Raw genomic sequence first — 16,861 nt, forward strand, 5'->3', positions numbered from 1 at the left:
GTTATTTGTTGCTGTTACCTATTACCCATAACTAAAATAGGTGTGTTGTTAAACTGCTATTTATCGAAATAAGACCGCTTCAATTTCATTGACAGCGGTTTCAAAATCGTTATTTACGATTTTAATATCAAATTCATCTGCGGCTTGAATTTCTGTTTGGGCGCAATGCAGACGACGAGCTATCGATTCTTCCGAATCTTGTCCCCGTCCCCGTATCCGTTTCTCCAATTCTGAAAATGTCGGCGGCAGAATAAAAATGCTGAGGGCGCTAGGGAAGGAAGCACGAATTTGTCTTGCCCCTTCTAGCTCTATTTCTAGCACCACCAACTTACCAGACTGAATATGGTTAAGTACAGCTTCACGTGGAGTGCCGTAATAGTTACCAGCAAATTCTGCCCATTCCAAGAATTCCCCTTGAGCAACTAATTGTTCAAACTTGCTACGGCTAATAAAGTAATAGTTTTTGCCGTTAGTTTCTCCAGGGCGCGGAGAACGAGTCGTTACAGATACTGAATAATACAGTTCTGGATGACGCTGGAGGAGCGCTTGCATTAAAGTACCTTTGCCGACTCCACTAGGGCCTGTCAAAACAATCAGCTTGCCCGGAGATTGGCATTCTTTTGTAGTAGCACCACTATGTATTGGTAAGACTTGCATGATCCGTTCAACTTGTGAATTAATCAATAGATGTTATTCATTAGTCTTGTGTTAGTTGCGAGGGCAAGCTGGGACTAAGAAATTTGTAGCACTGGTGACAGAAAATTTGTCTAATTCACATGGTACGGCCAATATAGTGCAAATAGCGGTGGGTTGATCACCCACCTACGATTAATTATCTACAGTTTGATGATCACGGGAAATGACAAAGCGATTTGCTACCGTTTCCGGCTGAATCGCTGATAAAATCACGTGGCTGGAATCAGTGATAATTACAGCCCTAGTCCGGCGACCATAGGTTGCGTCAACCAGTTGACCTCTATCCCTAGCATCGGTAATAATCCGCTTAATTGGGGCAGATTCTGGACTGACAATGGCAACTACTCGATTGGCGGATACGATGTTGCCAAAACCTATGTTAATTAATTGAATGTCCATAAAAAAAACTGACGCTAAAAGCGCTAGAAAAAGCTTGTTAGAAACTTATTCCCATGTTATACCTAAAGAATCGTAGTTACAACGCTTAAAGTCTTGGTATATTGAGTTTTTTAATAACAACTGCTTTTTTTTAGCTATTTATCAGCTAAATTTACTAAAAATCTCTCCAAAGATATATGGGAAATTATACTCATACACGCTATGGATATCACCGCAGAAGCTTTTTTGTAGGAGGCAAGAAGCAAGGAAGAAAGATTTTGGAACTCAAGAGCTATTAGTTTTCAGGTTCTTTGAAAAGGATTGGCTGAAAAAAACATTGATTTCAGGATGGAAAGCACTGTGAACTACTTTTATGACATGGGGAGAGATGAATTTCCTCTTCTCCCCGTCAGCTTATACCGTTGATTTTTGGTTTTGTCGAGTTTTAGCTGTTTTTTTGACTGTTTGCCATCTTTGTTGTAATTGTTTCCAGTTAGGACTGTTACCTCCATAACGCCAACTTACATAAGCTTGACAAATTTCATCTATGACCACAGCAGTTGCCTGAGGATGGTTCTGATATGATACTTGGGCGTATTCTAAAGGTGTCTGGGCTGGATGTTTACCCAAACCCTTTTCGGCTGTCCATTGTAGCATTTGTTGATACAGGCTTTCCATTGGGGGCAATTTTTTCAACCAACGAAGATTAAGCCATTTTCGCCACTGTACCCAACCCAACCAACCTAAGAAAGCGGTGGTTGTCCCTACAATTAAGGCAGTGAATACCCCTACCCAACCTTGAGAAAATAAAGCTAAAAACCAAGCGATCGCTCTAACGAACCAGCTAAATATTGCCCCAAATACATTATTCAGCAACCCTGTAACGGGTGAAGGTAGCCAACCAGCCACCCAATTCCAAAACTGACGTAGGACACTAAAAGTCCGATCTTCCTCAATTGATGGAGGAATTAAGGGATGATTGGGAATTGGATCAAAACTGAACCAGCCATATTTAGGAAAATAAACTTCCGTCATGGCATAAGCATCAGTGTTACGGACAACATACATTCCTGTAAATGGATTAAATTCTCCTGGAGCAAATCCTGCTACTAACCGTGCGGGAATGCCTATGGAACGCAACATCACAGTTAGCACAGTAGAAAAGTGGTCTGCATAGCCTCCTTGATTTTTGAACAAAAAGGATTCTACCAAGTCCTCTTTTTGATCTAAATAAGGTAGTCCCAAAGGATTTTCTGGGACAGAGTAATTTTGCTTGAGGTATTGAGCTAGGTAAAGTGCTTTTTCGTAAGCTGAATCTAGGGTTCTAGTGTCTTCAGTTCGAGAAACCCGTTCATGATTATAGTTAGCCAGAATAGCTTCCGTTTTTTGTCGGACTTTATCATTAATTTCTGGCGGAATTTGCAGGTAATAATTCTTGATATTGCGGGGATATTTAGTCGAGGCTTTACCTAACAAAGTGCGATCGCGGTAGGGTACTTCTGAAAGTACCGTGTATGTCATCCCTTCTGATAATTGTACAGGCGATCGCAAACCCCCTTCGGTATCAACTGCGATCACAGGCCCCGGAAAATACATTTCTTTGGGATAAGACAGAGTGGGAATCAGGTTAGGTAAATCTGATACCACGTTATAAGTTTGTACTACTTCTTTGGTTGGAGTTGTGATGATTGGCAGATCAAGGGAAATTTTGTAAGACCAAGGCAATTGCTTAAGAGTAGTAACTTGATCATTACGAGAAATCTCCCATCCCTGACCTGTATAGCGATCAAAAGCCAGAACTCGCCAAAAACCTTCTGCTTGGGATCTAACCCGCATCACCACCTTGGGTTTCATTTCCCCCCGCAGGTTTTGGTTCATCTGGCTATTAAAACCGTAATAAAAATTATTATCTATCTTTCCTGCTTCACCAGTTCTTCCTTCTCCCGTGCCGCTACCATTACCTTGACTATTACCTTGGCGAACATAACCGGGATTATTGATATTGCGCCCTGTAAACGGGCCTTTTAATTCAATCGGCGCACTTACAGGAAACGAACGTAGCTGATAACCAGGAACCCTCGGTAAAACAGCAAAAATTCCCAGTCCCAGCCCCAAAATTACCAAAAAATTTACAACTAAAAATTTAAAATTGAAGCTTGAAGAATTCTTCTTAGCAATTTTTTCTTTTTTTGATGGCTTTAAACCCAAACGTGAGCGGTAATCTAGGACTAAAGTTGGCAAAGCCACGCCTAAAAATAACAGCAACACAGGTGCAAACGCCATAGTTTGACTTAATGTTGCAGCTACACCTAACAATATTAAGCCGATAACTATCGAATAACCTAAATCCTTGCGGCGAGGAGTATCATAGCTGTGTAGTACCTGAAGTTGAATCAGTAATTCTGCCAGACTCAGCCTTGTATCATTCCACTCACCGATAAACCGCCCAAAAAAAGCACCTAGTGCCACCAACATTCCTATAGCAATACAGAACTTGACAGGAATATTAGCATTGCGGCGACGGTAGTGACTCCAAATAGCACCAACCATACTCAGAGGCACTGCCCAAAAACTAAAGGTAGTTTCCGATGCAATATCCGTCGCCACAGTCCCTAAAATTACCAACGCTAGCACCAGCACCCGTAAGGGGATTGAATCTTCCACTTCTGCTAAGGACGACCGCTGTCTAGTTTGTCGCCAGTAATCACCTACAGGTAAGCGCCGAAACCGATTCATCCTGGATAAATTTAACATTTTGAAGTAAGTAAAACTATGATGTAGACGCTACGGACACAATGCTAGAGACGACAACTGATTACCTTGTCTTCAATCTTAGCCCTACCCTATCCTAGCTTTAGATTCCCTTTAATCATCTAAGTGAATCTACGCCTTTTCGCAAGTGTCCCGCTCATAGTTACTTACTAATAGATGCCCTAATTACTGTTGTTGGCAAAGAGGAGTAAGCTTGAAAACCAGGATTATTATCTTTTGCTATCGCTGTTTATGAATTGAGAGTGCTAGCGGTGGTAATTTGAATTACATCGTCAGATTAATAGCCAATAGTAATGGTTGTTCTTCTAGTTCTGGACATTCAATTTCCAGAGTACAAGTCTGGTTGGTACGTTTACAGTATAATTCCACACTCGGTTTATTTGAATCTCCAGATTGTGACACTGCTTGAGTCCCATTGCCATGAAGCTTCAAAACTCCTAGAGTGGGTAATTCACTATGAACCCGTAACTTCGTGAGTTTACCCAACGACTGTAGTTCTACTCTGATACTTAGCGTTCCAGCCGCAGTTTGCCATTGTTTTTCTATCACCGGATTAGTGAATGAAATTGGCAGAGTCAGATTTTCTAGCAGTTGTTTAGCTGCCATTAACGACAACGCCATTTGTTGACGTGGTTGTAAATCTGAGTAATCGCTCTGAATATTGGGTATTGTCTCTAGAACATCTACAGAACGATAAGCGCTTCTGAGTACCAAGCCAGCTACATCATTTATTAACTGGTAATCTTCAGGAAAAAAGCTCTCTACAGCTTGAACCAGTTTAGGGCCTAAGGGTAGAGAAGATGTCAGTAATGACTGACACTTTTCCATCAATTGCTGGAAAATTCTTTCTGGTAAAGAAACTGGCAGATTGAGCTTCGATTGCTGTGCCAACCACCCCCAGGCAGGAACTAAGGCAATCGATGGCTCTTCCACAAATTCGGGATAATCTATTAATTGGCTTTCCCAAGGGAATAAAGGTGGGTGGTTTTGGATTTCGACTTGTAACCGACGCTTAAGGACGGCTTGAAAACGTTCTTGCACAGTAGGAATTTCTCCTAGTTGAAAGGTTTGGGGTTTTCCTCCCAACTCTGGCTCACCACGTTATGTAGTGGCTTCCTTGAGAGGGTCTTCTACCCCTTCAATTTTCTCATACTCTACCGAGGGATACTCGCCGGTTTGACATTATTCTGCCAACAACTAATCGAGCAACTGGTATTGTAAGGGTTGTGAGTCACTATTCATGGGTAGATGCACTAGATCCGGACACTAATGAGTTACGAATTTCCCAAGCTTGTTCCAAAATCTTAAACCACCGTTTTTGCAGTTGTGCCATTGACAAGTTTAAGGTTTTGGCAATTGTTTCGTCCGATTCTCCTCGTTGTTTCAAATCCAGCAAAGATCGATCTTGAGCATCCAACTTTGCAGTGTAGACTTGCCATTGATGAGGGGTCAAGCCTAGATTAGTGGGTAAAGAAGCTTCTAACCATTCATGAACTAATTCCCAACGATGCAAAAGTGCAAACCGAATTAAATGATATTTAAAGCGCTGCTGTAAGTAATCTCGTTGACGCGGGGTTAAACCCAAAATTGATTCTATTTCTGGCGCGGATAAATCCTGGAGACGGAGGGAGAAATAATCAGCACAGTCTGATTGTTGCCGTTGCTGTAAATAATCCATTAATTCCGTAATCACAACTGAACGCAGGGTTTCTTCTTCCAGTTCTGGTTCTGGTTGCATTGCCATTGCTGATCGCAATTGTTGTATGGCTGGCTCTTCCCAAGATCCATCAAATTCACCACTACTGCCTTCAGAAGCTTTTTCTATATCTATGCTAGTTTCTGGAGGTTGCTGTTGTGAGAAGGTTTGCGCTCGCAAGATAATTAGCTGTTGTTGTCTTCCTGGTAAGGGAATACGACGTTTACCATAGCGCTCGGTAAATGCCATATACTCGGCTAATTCTAGGAGAGTTTGGGGGCGATAGGTCTGTTCTTGTTGATTCTCCCTGCGGAAAGCATTCAATGCTTCCAGATAAAAACTCTGAAGAAAATCTTCTATGATAGTCAGTCGCCCTTGATAGCTCAATTGCTTCTGAGGAGGATTAATATAGCGATAAATGATTGCACTCAGAGTACTATGTAACTCTACTCTGCCTCGATTGGAACCCAATTGATAGTACCTGAGACATTGTTGCAGCCGATGTCGGGCTAGGGTCATTGCGGAGCTTTCGATTTCACCGGAAGCTTGAATGCGTTTACTCTCATTACAAATTCTCAGTACTTCGCCAGCAATTCGCAATGACACACTGCGGCAATTTTTTTCTGTAGCCTTGGTTGACTGCTGTAGTTCTTTCAATAGGAATTGAAATATAACCTCCACGCCGATAGACTTGTCTCCCTGAGTAGTTGCGGTTGCGGCTGAATTCATAGTCTAAATTTTAAAAAGACCCTAACATACTTAAACACAACCTGTAAGGTTATGGGCGTTAGATTGATAAGTTTTGCGTATCAGTTATCAGTTGTTACCTTTCCCTGTTCGCTGTTCCTTGATTTAATATTCTGGAGATTACTCAGGAGCCATTGATAAGTCATGACAGATTTAGAAGTACAAATTCAATTGTTGATTGACAATGCACCTCAGGATGGGATGACACCAAAAATTGTGGCTACAATTGCCCCGGCGCTGAGAGCGATCGCTCAAAAGTTACGCTACCCTCAGTACTATATTCTCCAAAATATACAGGAAAGCTGGATTTTAACTACATTAAGTAACAAGGCAAATCCAGAACTAGAGAAGCGCGTGGTTTACGCTTTTCCTAGATTACAGGATGTCTCCTTGTTCTCATCTGTTGGGCTTAACCCTCAAGTTGCAGCTAAAGCCATTCCTGTCATTCACGTTTTGTTTCAATTGGTTGCATTAGAGCCAGTAGATAGTATAGTTTTTTTTGAGACTCCTGGCACAACTAACAACGCCATTGAAGTGGGAAAAACTGAGCTGCAAAACCTAATTCAACAGAATCTGCAACAACATAGAGCCAGTCAGCAAGTACCACCTAATATCGCCTGAATCAATTTTAGATTTTAGATTTTGAATTTTAGAGTCAATCCCAAACCCAAAATCTAAAATTCACGCATCGGCTAAAAGAGGCGACTCAGTACATAATCAGTCATGTTAATTAATGCTTGTCGTGATTCTGAGGATTCTAGGGTGGCAATATGGTCAGCAGCCAATTTAGCATGGTGAGCAGCTAATTCTCTCGCCCGCTGTATACCTTGGCTATCTGAAATCAGCCCCAATGCCTGGTCTAAATCACCAGCTTGGGCAAACTCTCTTTCAATCAACACTTCTAGGTAAGGTTGTTCCTCCAAGGCAAATAACACTGGTGCAGTCAGATTACCGCTTTTGAGATCCGATCCGGCTGGTTTACCTAAGACATCTGTAGAACCAGTGAAATCTAAAATATCATCTACTATTTGGAAGGCTAGACCAAGATGCTTACCGTAGTTATACAGATTTTCGGCACTCTCTGGGGAAACTTCGCTGAGTAATCCAGCGGCTTTAGAACTGTTAGCAATTAAGGATGCTGTTTTGTAATAGCTCTTTTTGAGGTAAGTTCCTGTAGAAAGATTAGTATCAAAACGATTTAGCCCTTGTTGGATTTCCCCAGCTGCCAAATCCATAATTACTTCTGAAAGCAGTTTGACTACATCCAAATTGTCTAGATTCGCTAAATACCAGGACGACTGAGCAAAGAGAAAATCTCCTGCTAGTACGGCAATGCGATTACCAAATAAACTATGAACCGTAGGCACACCACGGCGGACATTTGATTCATCCACTACATCATCGTGTACTAAGCTGGCTGTGTGGATCATTTCCGTAATCTCTGCCAAGCGGCGATGACGGGGTGTAATATCTTGTTCTAGCATGGTTGCCCGCGATATTAGCAGCACAATTGCTGGTCTGAGACGCTTGCCCCCAGCACCAAATAAATGTTCGGCTGCTGCATAGAGAATGGGGTGGCGATTTCCAACTAGCTGTGTGAGGTTATCTGCTAGTATTTGCAGGTCTGCTTCCACAGGGGTAAACAGGGAGGTGGCTGGGGTCATGGATGGGCGGACTCTGACTTAGGTTACGAAAGTTTACATATCCTTTACTCATTTTAAGATAACCCAGTGCCAGCGAAAAGTTTTCCTCAGCGAATCCCATGCTAAATTATCTGCAAAAAAGACATAAAAAACTTTTGCTATATTGGACTATTTGTGATATGAAAATAGCTCTCGTGCCAAAAAAAGAATTATTCATTGCCACCGCTGGCTTTAGACATGAGGTTATTCTCACTCCTGCTGAATTTATTTAGCATTAAAACTGCTTGATATAAAGCTTGTGTGTAAACATCTAAAAAATTTGAAATTTAGTCTGGAAGTAAGCTTAAAATCTCGTTAGGTTATGTTACGCTAAATTATAGGAATTTTAAATTTTTCAGATATTCACTTCCCAAAAAAGCAAACCACCATTAGGTGTTTTTACTCATGGGGATTGTAAGTCTAAAATAGCAGGTCGCTTACAGAATTAAGGAAATGATTCCTAATTGTTTTTTGTGCGACCAACAGACCTTTTGGGTTGGATAATGTGCCTCCTGTTAGGGAAGCCACTACACTTAGTTCAGCGCACGTTGAGCATTAGTGTAGCTCTAGCTCTATTGGTGTGAGGGTAAATAACGCAGACTGGGTAGACTGCTGAAGAGCGCAGTTAATTTGCAATTTAGCGAATTAACTACTGTCGGATGTGTGGTCTGCGAGAAATTAAATAAAATCATAAATTCGTTATCCGGAGAGAATTAACACTCTACTGGGGGTTTTTCATAGCCAACTACAGTAATCAAGTACAGTCTTGATTGGCTGAAGTTCTACTGTTTTTGTATGCAATTTTATATTCCCTTGAGAGCAGGGCTGGTAGAACAATGATTTACGGAAATATGCCTATGTTGATATTTATTTTAGCTGCTGGATATTTATTCACCGTCTACTTATTATTAGCACTAGCAAAGCGAACAGGCAAAAAAGGTGTTCTTAGAAGTGGAGCTTCAGCTATACAGGATCAGCACAATCAGCAAAGAGGACTAAGGACAAAAGTAACTGAGGTCGTCAATAGTCAATAAATAAAGGTGAGGATAATTTTAGATTTTGGATTAAGAAGAAAAAATCTGAACTCGTTATAGTGCAATAGCCGTTCTCATTCTCTGGAAAAATTCAAGATTCAAAATTTTCACCTGGAGCAATTGCCCAAAAGGATGTTTTTCAAGCATCAATTTGTATCGATATCGCCCTAAACCAACTTAAAAAAGGGAGACTTTGGGTCTTACTTTTTTCAGGTGTATAGGGGAAACTAAAAGTTTTTGATACATCATTCACAACTTTTAAAACATCCTCTTAATGGGATGCTGCCAAAATCCAAAATCCAAAATTGAGTGACTTATGAGACTGTGGCATCAGTGAGGAAGACCTGTTCTACCAGAGGAGTATAGCCCAACCACTGTAATCCAGACTGAGCGAATTGTTGCGGACAACCGCTGACAGCAAAGCGAGTAGGCATTGGTAAGTGGGTATTGCTGATGGTTAATAAGTCTAACTCTTGAGCGCAAGCTGCCACAACATGAACAGCTGGATCAACCAACTTGACTTGTGGGGGAAGGAGCGATCGCAGTACAGGTGCTAAATGGGGATAATGAGTACAGCCATAAACTAAGGTGTCAATTTCCTGTTTGATTAAAGGCTCTAAATATGATCTAGCCACTTCTATGGTGTAGGGGTCGTGGATGCGATTTTGCTCAATGAGTGGGACAAATTCTGGACAACTGACTTGCCAGACTTGGACATCAGGTTGTATTTCTACAATAGCCTGGCGATAAGCATTACTCTTGGCAGTTGCTGGGGTAGCAATGACACCAATACGCTTACCTTGCTGTACTGCTGCCTTTGCTCCTGGTAGAATGACTCCGAGAATGGGGAAACTAAATTCTTGACGGACATTTTCTAGAGCCAGAGCAGAACTGGTGTTACAAGCCATAATCACCATTTTTACTCGTTGCTGTTGCATCCAGTCCAGGATTCCCCTGACATATTGTAATATTTCAGCTTGTGAACGAATGCCGTAGGGAAGATGGGCTGTATCCCCAAAGTAAATAATTGATTCATTGGGAAGTTGCTTGTAGAGTTGTCGCAGTACCGTTAGCCCACCGACACCACTGTCAAACACCCCAATGGGGGCGCGTTGAGGTTCTTTGTCCGAGAAATTAAGATTACCTTCAAAAATGGAAGATGAATACACAGGTAAATTATTGATTGAGATTTTGCTATTTAAAATACAGAATTTAGCAGACAATTTTCTCCTTGACCACTAAATTCTGTACCTAAAAAAAGTCTAAGTAAGTCGGTGGGAAAATTTATAACCATGTAACAAAATGTAAATTCAATTAATGCCTTATCAATAGGTCATTTCACGGTTTTTACAAAACTCAACATACATCGGTTTGATCGTGCCGACTTACTTACATACTGAATCTATAATTAGTAATGTGGATGACATACTAAAAAGTAGTGTATTCTCATCTTTGCTGTAGATAATTGAGGATACCACGAGCGATCGCATCAGCCATGCGATTTTGGTACTCTGGTGAGCCTAAACGGGGATTATCCTCACGACCAGTCATATAGCCTGTTTCCACTAAAATCGCGGGCATAGAATTTTTCCTAAGTACATAAAATCTAGCCTTACGGGTTCCCCTATCTTTAATGGTACTGATATCCTGAAGAATAGTGTTGCGAACAGTTTCTGCCAGACCATAACCACTACCGTAATAATATACCTCTAACCCATTCACATCAGGACGACTATCTACTGCATTAGCGTGAATGCTGACAAACAAAGTTGCATTTACTCGCTGTGCTATATCTACCCGTCCTTGCAATTCCACAAAAAAGTCAGCATCTCGTGTCAGCACAGCTTGTACACCATTTTGCTCTAAAATTGCAGCTACCCTTTTACCAATTGGCAAAATGACATCCTTTTCTAACAAACCGCCCAAACCGGGAGCGCCGGAATCTTTACCGCCATGTCCGGGGTCAATAACTACTAGTAGTTTTCCTCTAGGAACAGATAGACGCGGTTGTGGCTGAGTACGTATTTGAGTACTTTCCGTAGGTTCTGGTAGTTGTCTGCTATTGACTGATGGTAAAGGAGGTAAATTAATGGGTGGTGTTAACTGACGAGAGCGTTCTAACTGTAGAGCTAAAAGCTTTTCTCCCACCTGGTTAAGTTCGCCAATTTGTACACCAGAGGCAGGTTGAACAAAGATGACTACAGTGTTGGCTTGGGGTTGTAGACGTACCCGAAGAACAGGACTATTAGCATTAAAAGCAGGCCCTTGTACTTTACTAGCTAACTTAGCATTGGGAATAGTGATGCGGAATAAACCAGAAGTCCTATCCCAGCCACCAGTAGCAGATACAGCTTGGTCGGCTCTAATCAGTAGTTGTGTACCATTACCAGCCAGTTCTACAGACCCAATTGTGGCTGGAGAGTTGGGAACAATTGCTGTAGAGGGTTGATTTCCTGGCAATCTCACCAGACGATTAGGCAGTAAAACAAAACCGTCAGTATTGCCAGTTGTGGCTCGCCAGTCGGCGCTGTTGCTATCTACCCGCAAAGTCATGCGGACAGTCGGCGTTTTACTTGATAGTTGGGTAAATTGGATGCGGCTGACACCATAGCGATTAATTAACAAATCTCTTTGTCCAAGTTTTGGTGATAAGGCAGCGCCGGCAATTTCAATATTAATTAGGCGGTTATCGTCGCTACGATTAACTTGAATCTGGGCATTACCACCACTGGTACGAATAAAAAAACCATCCCCGGTGACTCGCAAGTTTTCAATTTGAACTACTCCCCCGGTGGTGTTGACTGCTATGTCACGGTTAGGAAGGGTGACAGAAGTTGTTGTCACCATATTGTAAGTATTTTGAGGGGAGGCTGCGGGCGTGAATGGTGATTGAGGGGGTATGAATTTGGGTGTTTCTGTGGCTTGCTCACCCACATAGCCAGAGGGTGGTAGTGCTTCAGCCTCTATTTGTGGTAATTGTACTATCCAGCGGCTGCTACTAGCTCCGGTGAATTTGATGAGGGTGGGGTCTAGTGTATAACCAGGAGTAAGTTCTACAACTAGGCGCGTTGTTTGTTCGTCAAACTGCCCAATGCGGATAGCGCGAACTGCTCCACCTATCTGCTGGGTTAATTGGGGACGACCAAAGGTAGTACCTGGCAAATCAATTACTAACCGAGTGGGGTTAAAAATTAGTTGTGCTTGAGGCTGAACAGAACCAGAAGTGTTAATTTCCAAGCGGTTTTGATTGGTATCAAAGCGCCAAGATTCTAATTTCGCGGCCATTGCTGGCGACGATAGCATGAAGATAGTTCCAAAAGTGCTGGGTATTAACCAGTGTAGTTTCACAGTCCTTTCTCCTGATTCGCATTCATGGGAGTCGTCAATATCTCAACATCTTGGTAAATCCTCACACCTTTACCGCCCAAACTTTAGCTTTGCGTTGGTATCGAGACACAGCTAATGGCGTAACACTATAGCATAAGTTTTTAATTTTGCCATGCTGTGAGCGTAAATCAATTTAGCCTGCAAAGCATCAGATTACACCAAAAAGAGCTATCAAAAATTAACCGTAATCAGAAAATCATATTTTTCTGAGCAGAAATACTAGTCCAATCAGGTTGGTGATGGTAACTATTTAGTATTCAAAAAAACTTTGCTGGTCAAATGTGGCGAGTGGTATACTCCCTTCCCAGTGTAAGATTAGCTATCTTCTTCCTTGTTCCTTTCTTACGGAACGTCTTCGAAGAACGCGTTCTTTCCTACGGAACGCTGCGCGTTAGCGGAGCTTTCGCTTTAGCAATACGCGTCTTTGCGGTTTATTTAATCCGTATTCTTTTAGTGGGAAGAGAGTAAACAAACGTGAATTACTTATCTTTGCCTTAAATATTGGAGAATTCCTTGAGCGATCGCTTCGGCCATCTGATTTTGATAAGCTGAAGTTCTGAGTTTGGCAGCATCTTCTCGACCAGTTATAAAACCCGTTTCTACTAAAATTGAGGGCATAGAACTTTTTCTGAGAACATAAAATCTGGCTTTCCGCACTTTCCGGTCTCTGACATTGAGACTTTGAAGAATTCTGTTATGGACAATGCGAGCTAAAGTCAGACCATTGCCGTAATGATAAGTTTCTAAACCACTGACCTCTGGACGACTTGCTCCGGCTGAATTAGCATGAATGCTGACAAATACATCAGCGTTGGCTCTTTCTGCCATTTGGACTCTTCCTGGTAGGCTAACAAAATAATCAGAATCCCTTGTCATCACAGCTTGCACGCCATTTTGCTGCAAAATCTCTGCTACCCTTTTGCTAATGGGCAAAATAATATTTTTTTCTTGTATTCCACCAATGCCAACTGCTCCTGAGTCTTTACCACCATGTCCAGGGTCAATGATAACTAATAATTTCCCTTTTGGAACTGAGGCCCGCGGACGGGGCTGGGGAGTTCTGATATTTGGGTCTGGTAATTGTCCACTGTTGGCTGATGGTAAGGGAGGTAAACTAATTGGGGGTCTGACTTGACGATATCGTTGTAATTCTAGAGCCAAAATCTGGTCACTAACTTGATTAATCGCCCCAATTTGTACACCCGATGCAGGTTGAACAAAAACAACTACGCTGTTGGGTGTTTGCGGTTGCATACGTACCCGCAGGACAGGGCTATTGGCATTGAAAGTAGGGCCTTGTACGTTACTAGCTAATTTAGCATTGGGTATTGTGATCCGAAATAGTCCACTAGACTTATCCCAAGTACCAGTAGCAGATAAAGTTTGGTCGGCTCTAATTAGTAATTGTGTGCCATTAGCTGCTAGTTCTACAGATTGAATAGTAGCCTGTGTGTTGGTAACAGGGAGGTTACTTGTAGATGGAATAGGTGTTGATTGATTATTATTTCCAGGTAAGCGGACAGCACCCTTAGTTGGTAGTAGAATTAACCCACCAACATTGCTGATACTAGCCCGCCAATCGGAACTATTTTTATCTACCCGCAAGGTTAGGCGGACAGAAGTTGGTTTTGTTTGCAGTTGGGTGAATTCTATGCGGCTGACACCATGCTGATTTATTGGTAAAATTCCTGGTGCTAGATCCGGTGATAAAGTAGCACCGGAGATATCCATGAAAATGGTAGTATTATCGCGGCTACGATTGACCTGAATCCGGGGATTACCACCACTGGTACGAATAAAAAAACCATCCCCTGTAGTTTGTATTTTCTGAATTTGAGTTATTCCCGCTGTGGTAGTGGCGGCTGTTGAAAACTCAGGTTTAGCCTGAGAGTCTATCGTCACTAAACTATAAGTATTAGTGTTGTTAGAAACTGGAACTTTCTCAGCTTCCAGCTTTGGTAATTGGACTTTCCAACGACTGGCAGTAGTGCCAACAAATTTAATTAAATTAGGGTTTATAGTATAACCTGGAGTGAACTCTAAAACTATGCGTGTTGTTTGGGGGTCAAACTGTCCTATCCGAATTGAGCGAATAGCACCACCTACTGGTTGAGTTAATTGAGATCGCCCAAATCTAGTACCTGGTAAATCAATTACCAAACGTGTGGGGTTAAAAATTAGTTGTGCTTGGGGTTGTACAGCGCCCGAAGTATTAATTTCTAGTTGGTTTTGATTAGCATCAAACCGCCAAGATTCTAATTTTGCCGCTAAAGTTGGCGAAGCTAGTAAGACGATAGTTCCCAGAGTACCGGGTAGTAATGAGTATATTTTCAAAGTTATTGCTCCTGATTTACATTTTGAGATATCCAAGGAATTTTGGATTTTCGATAACAATTCCTGACTATAGCAATCCTAAATTATTTGTAAAATATATTAAATAGCCAATAAAATTTGTTTTTAAACTGTGGCTTTGGCAAACTAATACAAAGACAAAATGAATAATGATCAATAAGTCAAGCTTCCAAATTCCTGAAAAGCTTTGCTAATCAGCTTTTTAAATTAAGTCTCGCCAGCCTTGCAGTTCAGCTAATTGGAATTTTTAATTGTTTAATTTTTTCAATATCCCAGTAAGAATGAAAAACAACTGAAAATTGGCTATCACAGGAGACGGCGCTTGAGAAAGATAAGTTTCCGTTAACTATTACAGCAGTTGTCCTAGAGACAGTAGGAGAACTGGATATAAGCCAAAGTACACTAAGCTGTTACGCATTGACAAAATTTATTAAATATGCATTGTGGATTTTATCTCTTCTATGGTGTGGTTCGGCAAGCTCACCAACCACGTTAGACCGGATAATTTGCCCACAATTAACAAAATTTTGCCATCTGACACACCCTACTAATATCCCGGAAATAACTAATTTAGGTTGATACAGATCATGTCTAATTTGTATAGTGCGTAAGTCCTATACACTTGTCCATAGTTGATTATGGACAAGTAAAAATTAGGAACTGACTACTGACTCAGACTCTTCTATGAATCTGAGGTGTCTTTCAAAGTTCCCGCATGATTTGCTGCTGCTATTGCTAATGATGTATCATCTGCACCGTCTAAAGTAGCTGCGGGCGTTGATTCGGGAAATACGAATCTTAACAGAGGGGGAGCTAAAAAAGTGGTGAGAATTACCATCATAATAATTGCTGCTCCTAGTGGTTTGGAAAGAACGCCACTAGCAGCGCCCACACCAGCAAACACTAAGCCAACTTCACCTCTAGGAATCATCCCTACACCAATAGCCAAACGATTGATGTTAGGTTGTCCAAACACGGCTAAACCTGTGATCACTTTACCGATTATGGCGACTGCAATCAGGAAAGTTGCCATAATTAAACCTTCCCGGTTACTGGGGATTGCTGGGTTTAATACTCCAAAATCAGTTTTTGCCCCAACAGTGACGAAGAAAATCGGCACTAGCATATCAGCGATAGGAATAACTTGCTTTTGTAGTTCTTTGCGTTTGTCTGTTTCTTCTAGAACTAAACCTGCTGCGAAAGCGCCGAGAATTGCTTCCAAGTGGATAACGGCGGCGAAATAGGCCATCACAAAAGCGAAAATGAAGGCGGGTATGATCAATTCACCGCGTGTTTTGAGTTGATCAGCGATCGCTACGAAGGATTTATTGAAAACATTACCAAAAACAATCGCACCGACGAGAAAACCAGTAGCGCTGGTAATTAAATAGATGACATTGCCTACATCTACTGCTCCATCTTTCGCTAAACTGGCAACTACAGCCAGTACGATAATTCCGAGGATGTCATCTATTACAGCTGCACCGAGAATAATTTGCCCTTCTTTAGAATTCAACCGTCCTAGTTCTGAGAGGACTTTGGAAGTAATACCAATACTAGTAGCAGTCAAAGCCGCCCCAGCAAAAATAGCCGGTATAGCGCTGATACCAAACAAAGCCATTAACCCTACAGTCCCTGCTGCGAAGGGTACTACTACCCCTACGACTGCGACAACGACTGCTTGGATACCGACATCCATTAAGTCTTTTAAATTGGACTCCAAACCAATTTCAAATAGCAGGATAATAACACCCAGTTCTGCTAAAACAGAAACGACTTCTGACTGTGCAGCGAACACCTGTGGCGTAGCTTCTGGAGTTAAACCAGCAGTCATTTGCAGGAAAGTCATGATTAAAGAATTAGAACTGTCTGTACCACCTTCAGGGAATACTAACAGATGGAGTACAGAGACACCGATAATTACACCACCAACAAGTTCACCTAAGACAGGGGGTAAACCTACTCTGTTGGAGAATTCCCCTCCCACTTTGCTGGCAAAGTAAATTACTACTAAACTCAGTAGCACAGAGGCTACCACCATCGAACTGTCTACGGTTTCTGTGGCACTTGCCAACAGGGGAACAGTTAAATTGATTGCATTGAAAAACTGCATTGGT

General features: G+C 41.8%; 12 protein-coding genes. 2 read left to right on the forward strand and 10 right to left on the reverse strand.

From position 1 onward, the window contains the following. Window positions 1-60 precede the first annotated feature (60 nt). The 5 genes from gmk to hetZ all read right to left on the reverse strand — a co-directional run bounded on the left by gmk (window position 61) and on the right by hetZ (window position 6,271). The gene (gene gmk / locus A9Y75_RS11020; protein WP_071189581.1) at window positions 61-657 is read right to left on the reverse strand and encodes a guanylate kinase; all 597 of its coding nucleotides are present in this window, start codon (window positions 655-657) and stop codon (window positions 61-63) included. 171 nt (window positions 658-828) lie between these two features. Further along, window positions 829-1,095 (reverse strand): DUF370 domain-containing protein, encoded by a 267-nt coding sequence (locus tag A9Y75_RS11025; protein WP_016949896.1) that lies wholly within the window; start codon window positions 1,093-1,095, stop codon window positions 829-831. Between the two features lie 393 nt (window positions 1,096-1,488). After that, entirely contained in the window at window positions 1,489-3,810 is a 2,322-nt protein-coding gene (locus A9Y75_RS11030) for a DUF3488 and DUF4129 domain-containing transglutaminase family protein (protein WP_071189582.1), read from the reverse strand. Between the two features lie 300 nt (window positions 3,811-4,110). Next, complete coding sequence (locus A9Y75_RS11035) at window positions 4,111-4,932, reverse strand: PatU (RefSeq protein WP_071189583.1); 822 nt, start codon at window positions 4,930-4,932, stop codon at window positions 4,111-4,113. Between the two features lie 148 nt (window positions 4,933-5,080). Next, a complete protein-coding gene (gene hetZ, locus A9Y75_RS11040; RefSeq protein ID WP_071189584.1) occupies window positions 5,081-6,271 on the reverse strand; it encodes a heterocyst differentiation protein HetZ in 1,191 nt (396 codons plus the stop codon). A gap of 162 nt (window positions 6,272-6,433) precedes the next feature. On the opposite strand from hetZ, the gene A9Y75_RS11045 reads away from it, so the two are divergent. Further along, a complete protein-coding gene (locus A9Y75_RS11045; protein ID WP_071189585.1) occupies window positions 6,434-6,910 on the forward strand; it encodes a hypothetical protein in 477 nt (158 codons plus the stop codon). Between the two features lie 71 nt (window positions 6,911-6,981). On the opposite strand, the gene sds is transcribed toward A9Y75_RS11045, so the two are convergent. Continuing rightward, the gene (gene sds, locus A9Y75_RS11050) at window positions 6,982-7,953 is read right to left on the reverse strand and encodes a solanesyl diphosphate synthase (RefSeq protein WP_071189586.1); all 972 of its coding nucleotides are present in this window, start codon (window positions 7,951-7,953) and stop codon (window positions 6,982-6,984) included. 854 nt (window positions 7,954-8,807) lie between these two features. Between sds and A9Y75_RS29550 the strand changes: the two genes are divergently transcribed. Further along, the gene (locus A9Y75_RS29550) at window positions 8,808-9,005 is read left to right on the forward strand and encodes a hypothetical protein (RefSeq protein WP_071189587.1); all 198 of its coding nucleotides are present in this window, start codon (window positions 8,808-8,810) and stop codon (window positions 9,003-9,005) included. Between the two features lie 314 nt (window positions 9,006-9,319). Here the strand turns inward: A9Y75_RS29550 and murI are convergent, their stop codons facing one another. The 4 genes from murI to A9Y75_RS11075 all read right to left on the reverse strand — a co-directional run bounded on the left by murI (window position 9,320) and on the right by A9Y75_RS11075 (window position 16,857). Beyond that, on the reverse strand, window positions 9,320-10,174 hold the full coding sequence (gene murI, locus A9Y75_RS11060; RefSeq protein WP_071189686.1) for a glutamate racemase: 855 nt from the start codon (window positions 10,172-10,174) through the stop codon (window positions 9,320-9,322). A 277-nt stretch (window positions 10,175-10,451) separates the two neighbouring features. Beyond that, window positions 10,452-12,353, reverse strand: coding sequence for an N-acetylmuramoyl-L-alanine amidase (locus tag A9Y75_RS11065; RefSeq protein ID WP_071189588.1), 1,902 nt, complete (start codon window positions 12,351-12,353; stop codon window positions 10,452-10,454). 522 nt (window positions 12,354-12,875) lie between these two features. Beyond that, window positions 12,876-14,726, reverse strand: coding sequence for an N-acetylmuramoyl-L-alanine amidase (locus A9Y75_RS11070; protein WP_071189589.1), 1,851 nt, complete (start codon window positions 14,724-14,726; stop codon window positions 12,876-12,878). 700 nt (window positions 14,727-15,426) lie between these two features. Next, window positions 15,427-16,857 carry a cation:proton antiporter gene (locus A9Y75_RS11075; RefSeq protein ID WP_071189590.1) on the reverse strand — a complete coding sequence of 477 codons (1,431 nt, stop codon included), beginning with the start codon at window positions 16,855-16,857 and terminating at the stop codon, window positions 15,427-15,429. Between the last annotated feature and the right edge of the window lie 4 nt (window positions 16,858-16,861).

Source organism: Trichormus sp. NMC-1 (genome assembly GCF_001858025.1).
GTDB lineage: Bacteria > Cyanobacteriota > Cyanobacteriia > Cyanobacteriales > Nostocaceae > Anabaena.

What these genes read in the sequence shown, in the direction of transcription:
- gmk (WP_071189581.1), bottom strand. Translation starts at nt 657, where the DNA reads ATGCAAGTCTTACCAATACATAGTGGTGCTACTACAAAAGAATGCCAA.
- A9Y75_RS11025 (WP_016949896.1), bottom strand. Translation starts at nt 1,095, where the DNA reads ATGGACATTCAATTAATTAACATAGGTTTTGGCAACATCGTATCCGCC.
- A9Y75_RS11030 (WP_071189582.1), bottom strand. Translation starts at nt 3,810, where the DNA reads ATGAATCGGTTTCGGCGCTTACCTGTAGGTGATTACTGGCGACAAACT.
- hetZ (WP_071189584.1), bottom strand. Translation starts at nt 6,271, where the DNA reads ATGAATTCAGCCGCAACCGCAACTACTCAGGGAGACAAGTCTATCGGC.
- A9Y75_RS11045 (WP_071189585.1), top strand. Translation starts at nt 6,434, where the DNA reads ATGACAGATTTAGAAGTACAAATTCAATTGTTGATTGACAATGCACCT.
- sds (WP_071189586.1), bottom strand. Translation starts at nt 7,953, where the DNA reads ATGACCCCAGCCACCTCCCTGTTTACCCCTGTGGAAGCAGACCTGCAA.
- A9Y75_RS29550 (WP_071189587.1), top strand. Translation starts at nt 8,808, where the DNA reads ATGATTTACGGAAATATGCCTATGTTGATATTTATTTTAGCTGCTGGA.
- A9Y75_RS11075 (WP_071189590.1), bottom strand. Translation starts at nt 16,857, where the DNA reads ATGCAGTTTTTCAATGCAATCAATTTAACTGTTCCCCTGTTGGCAAGT.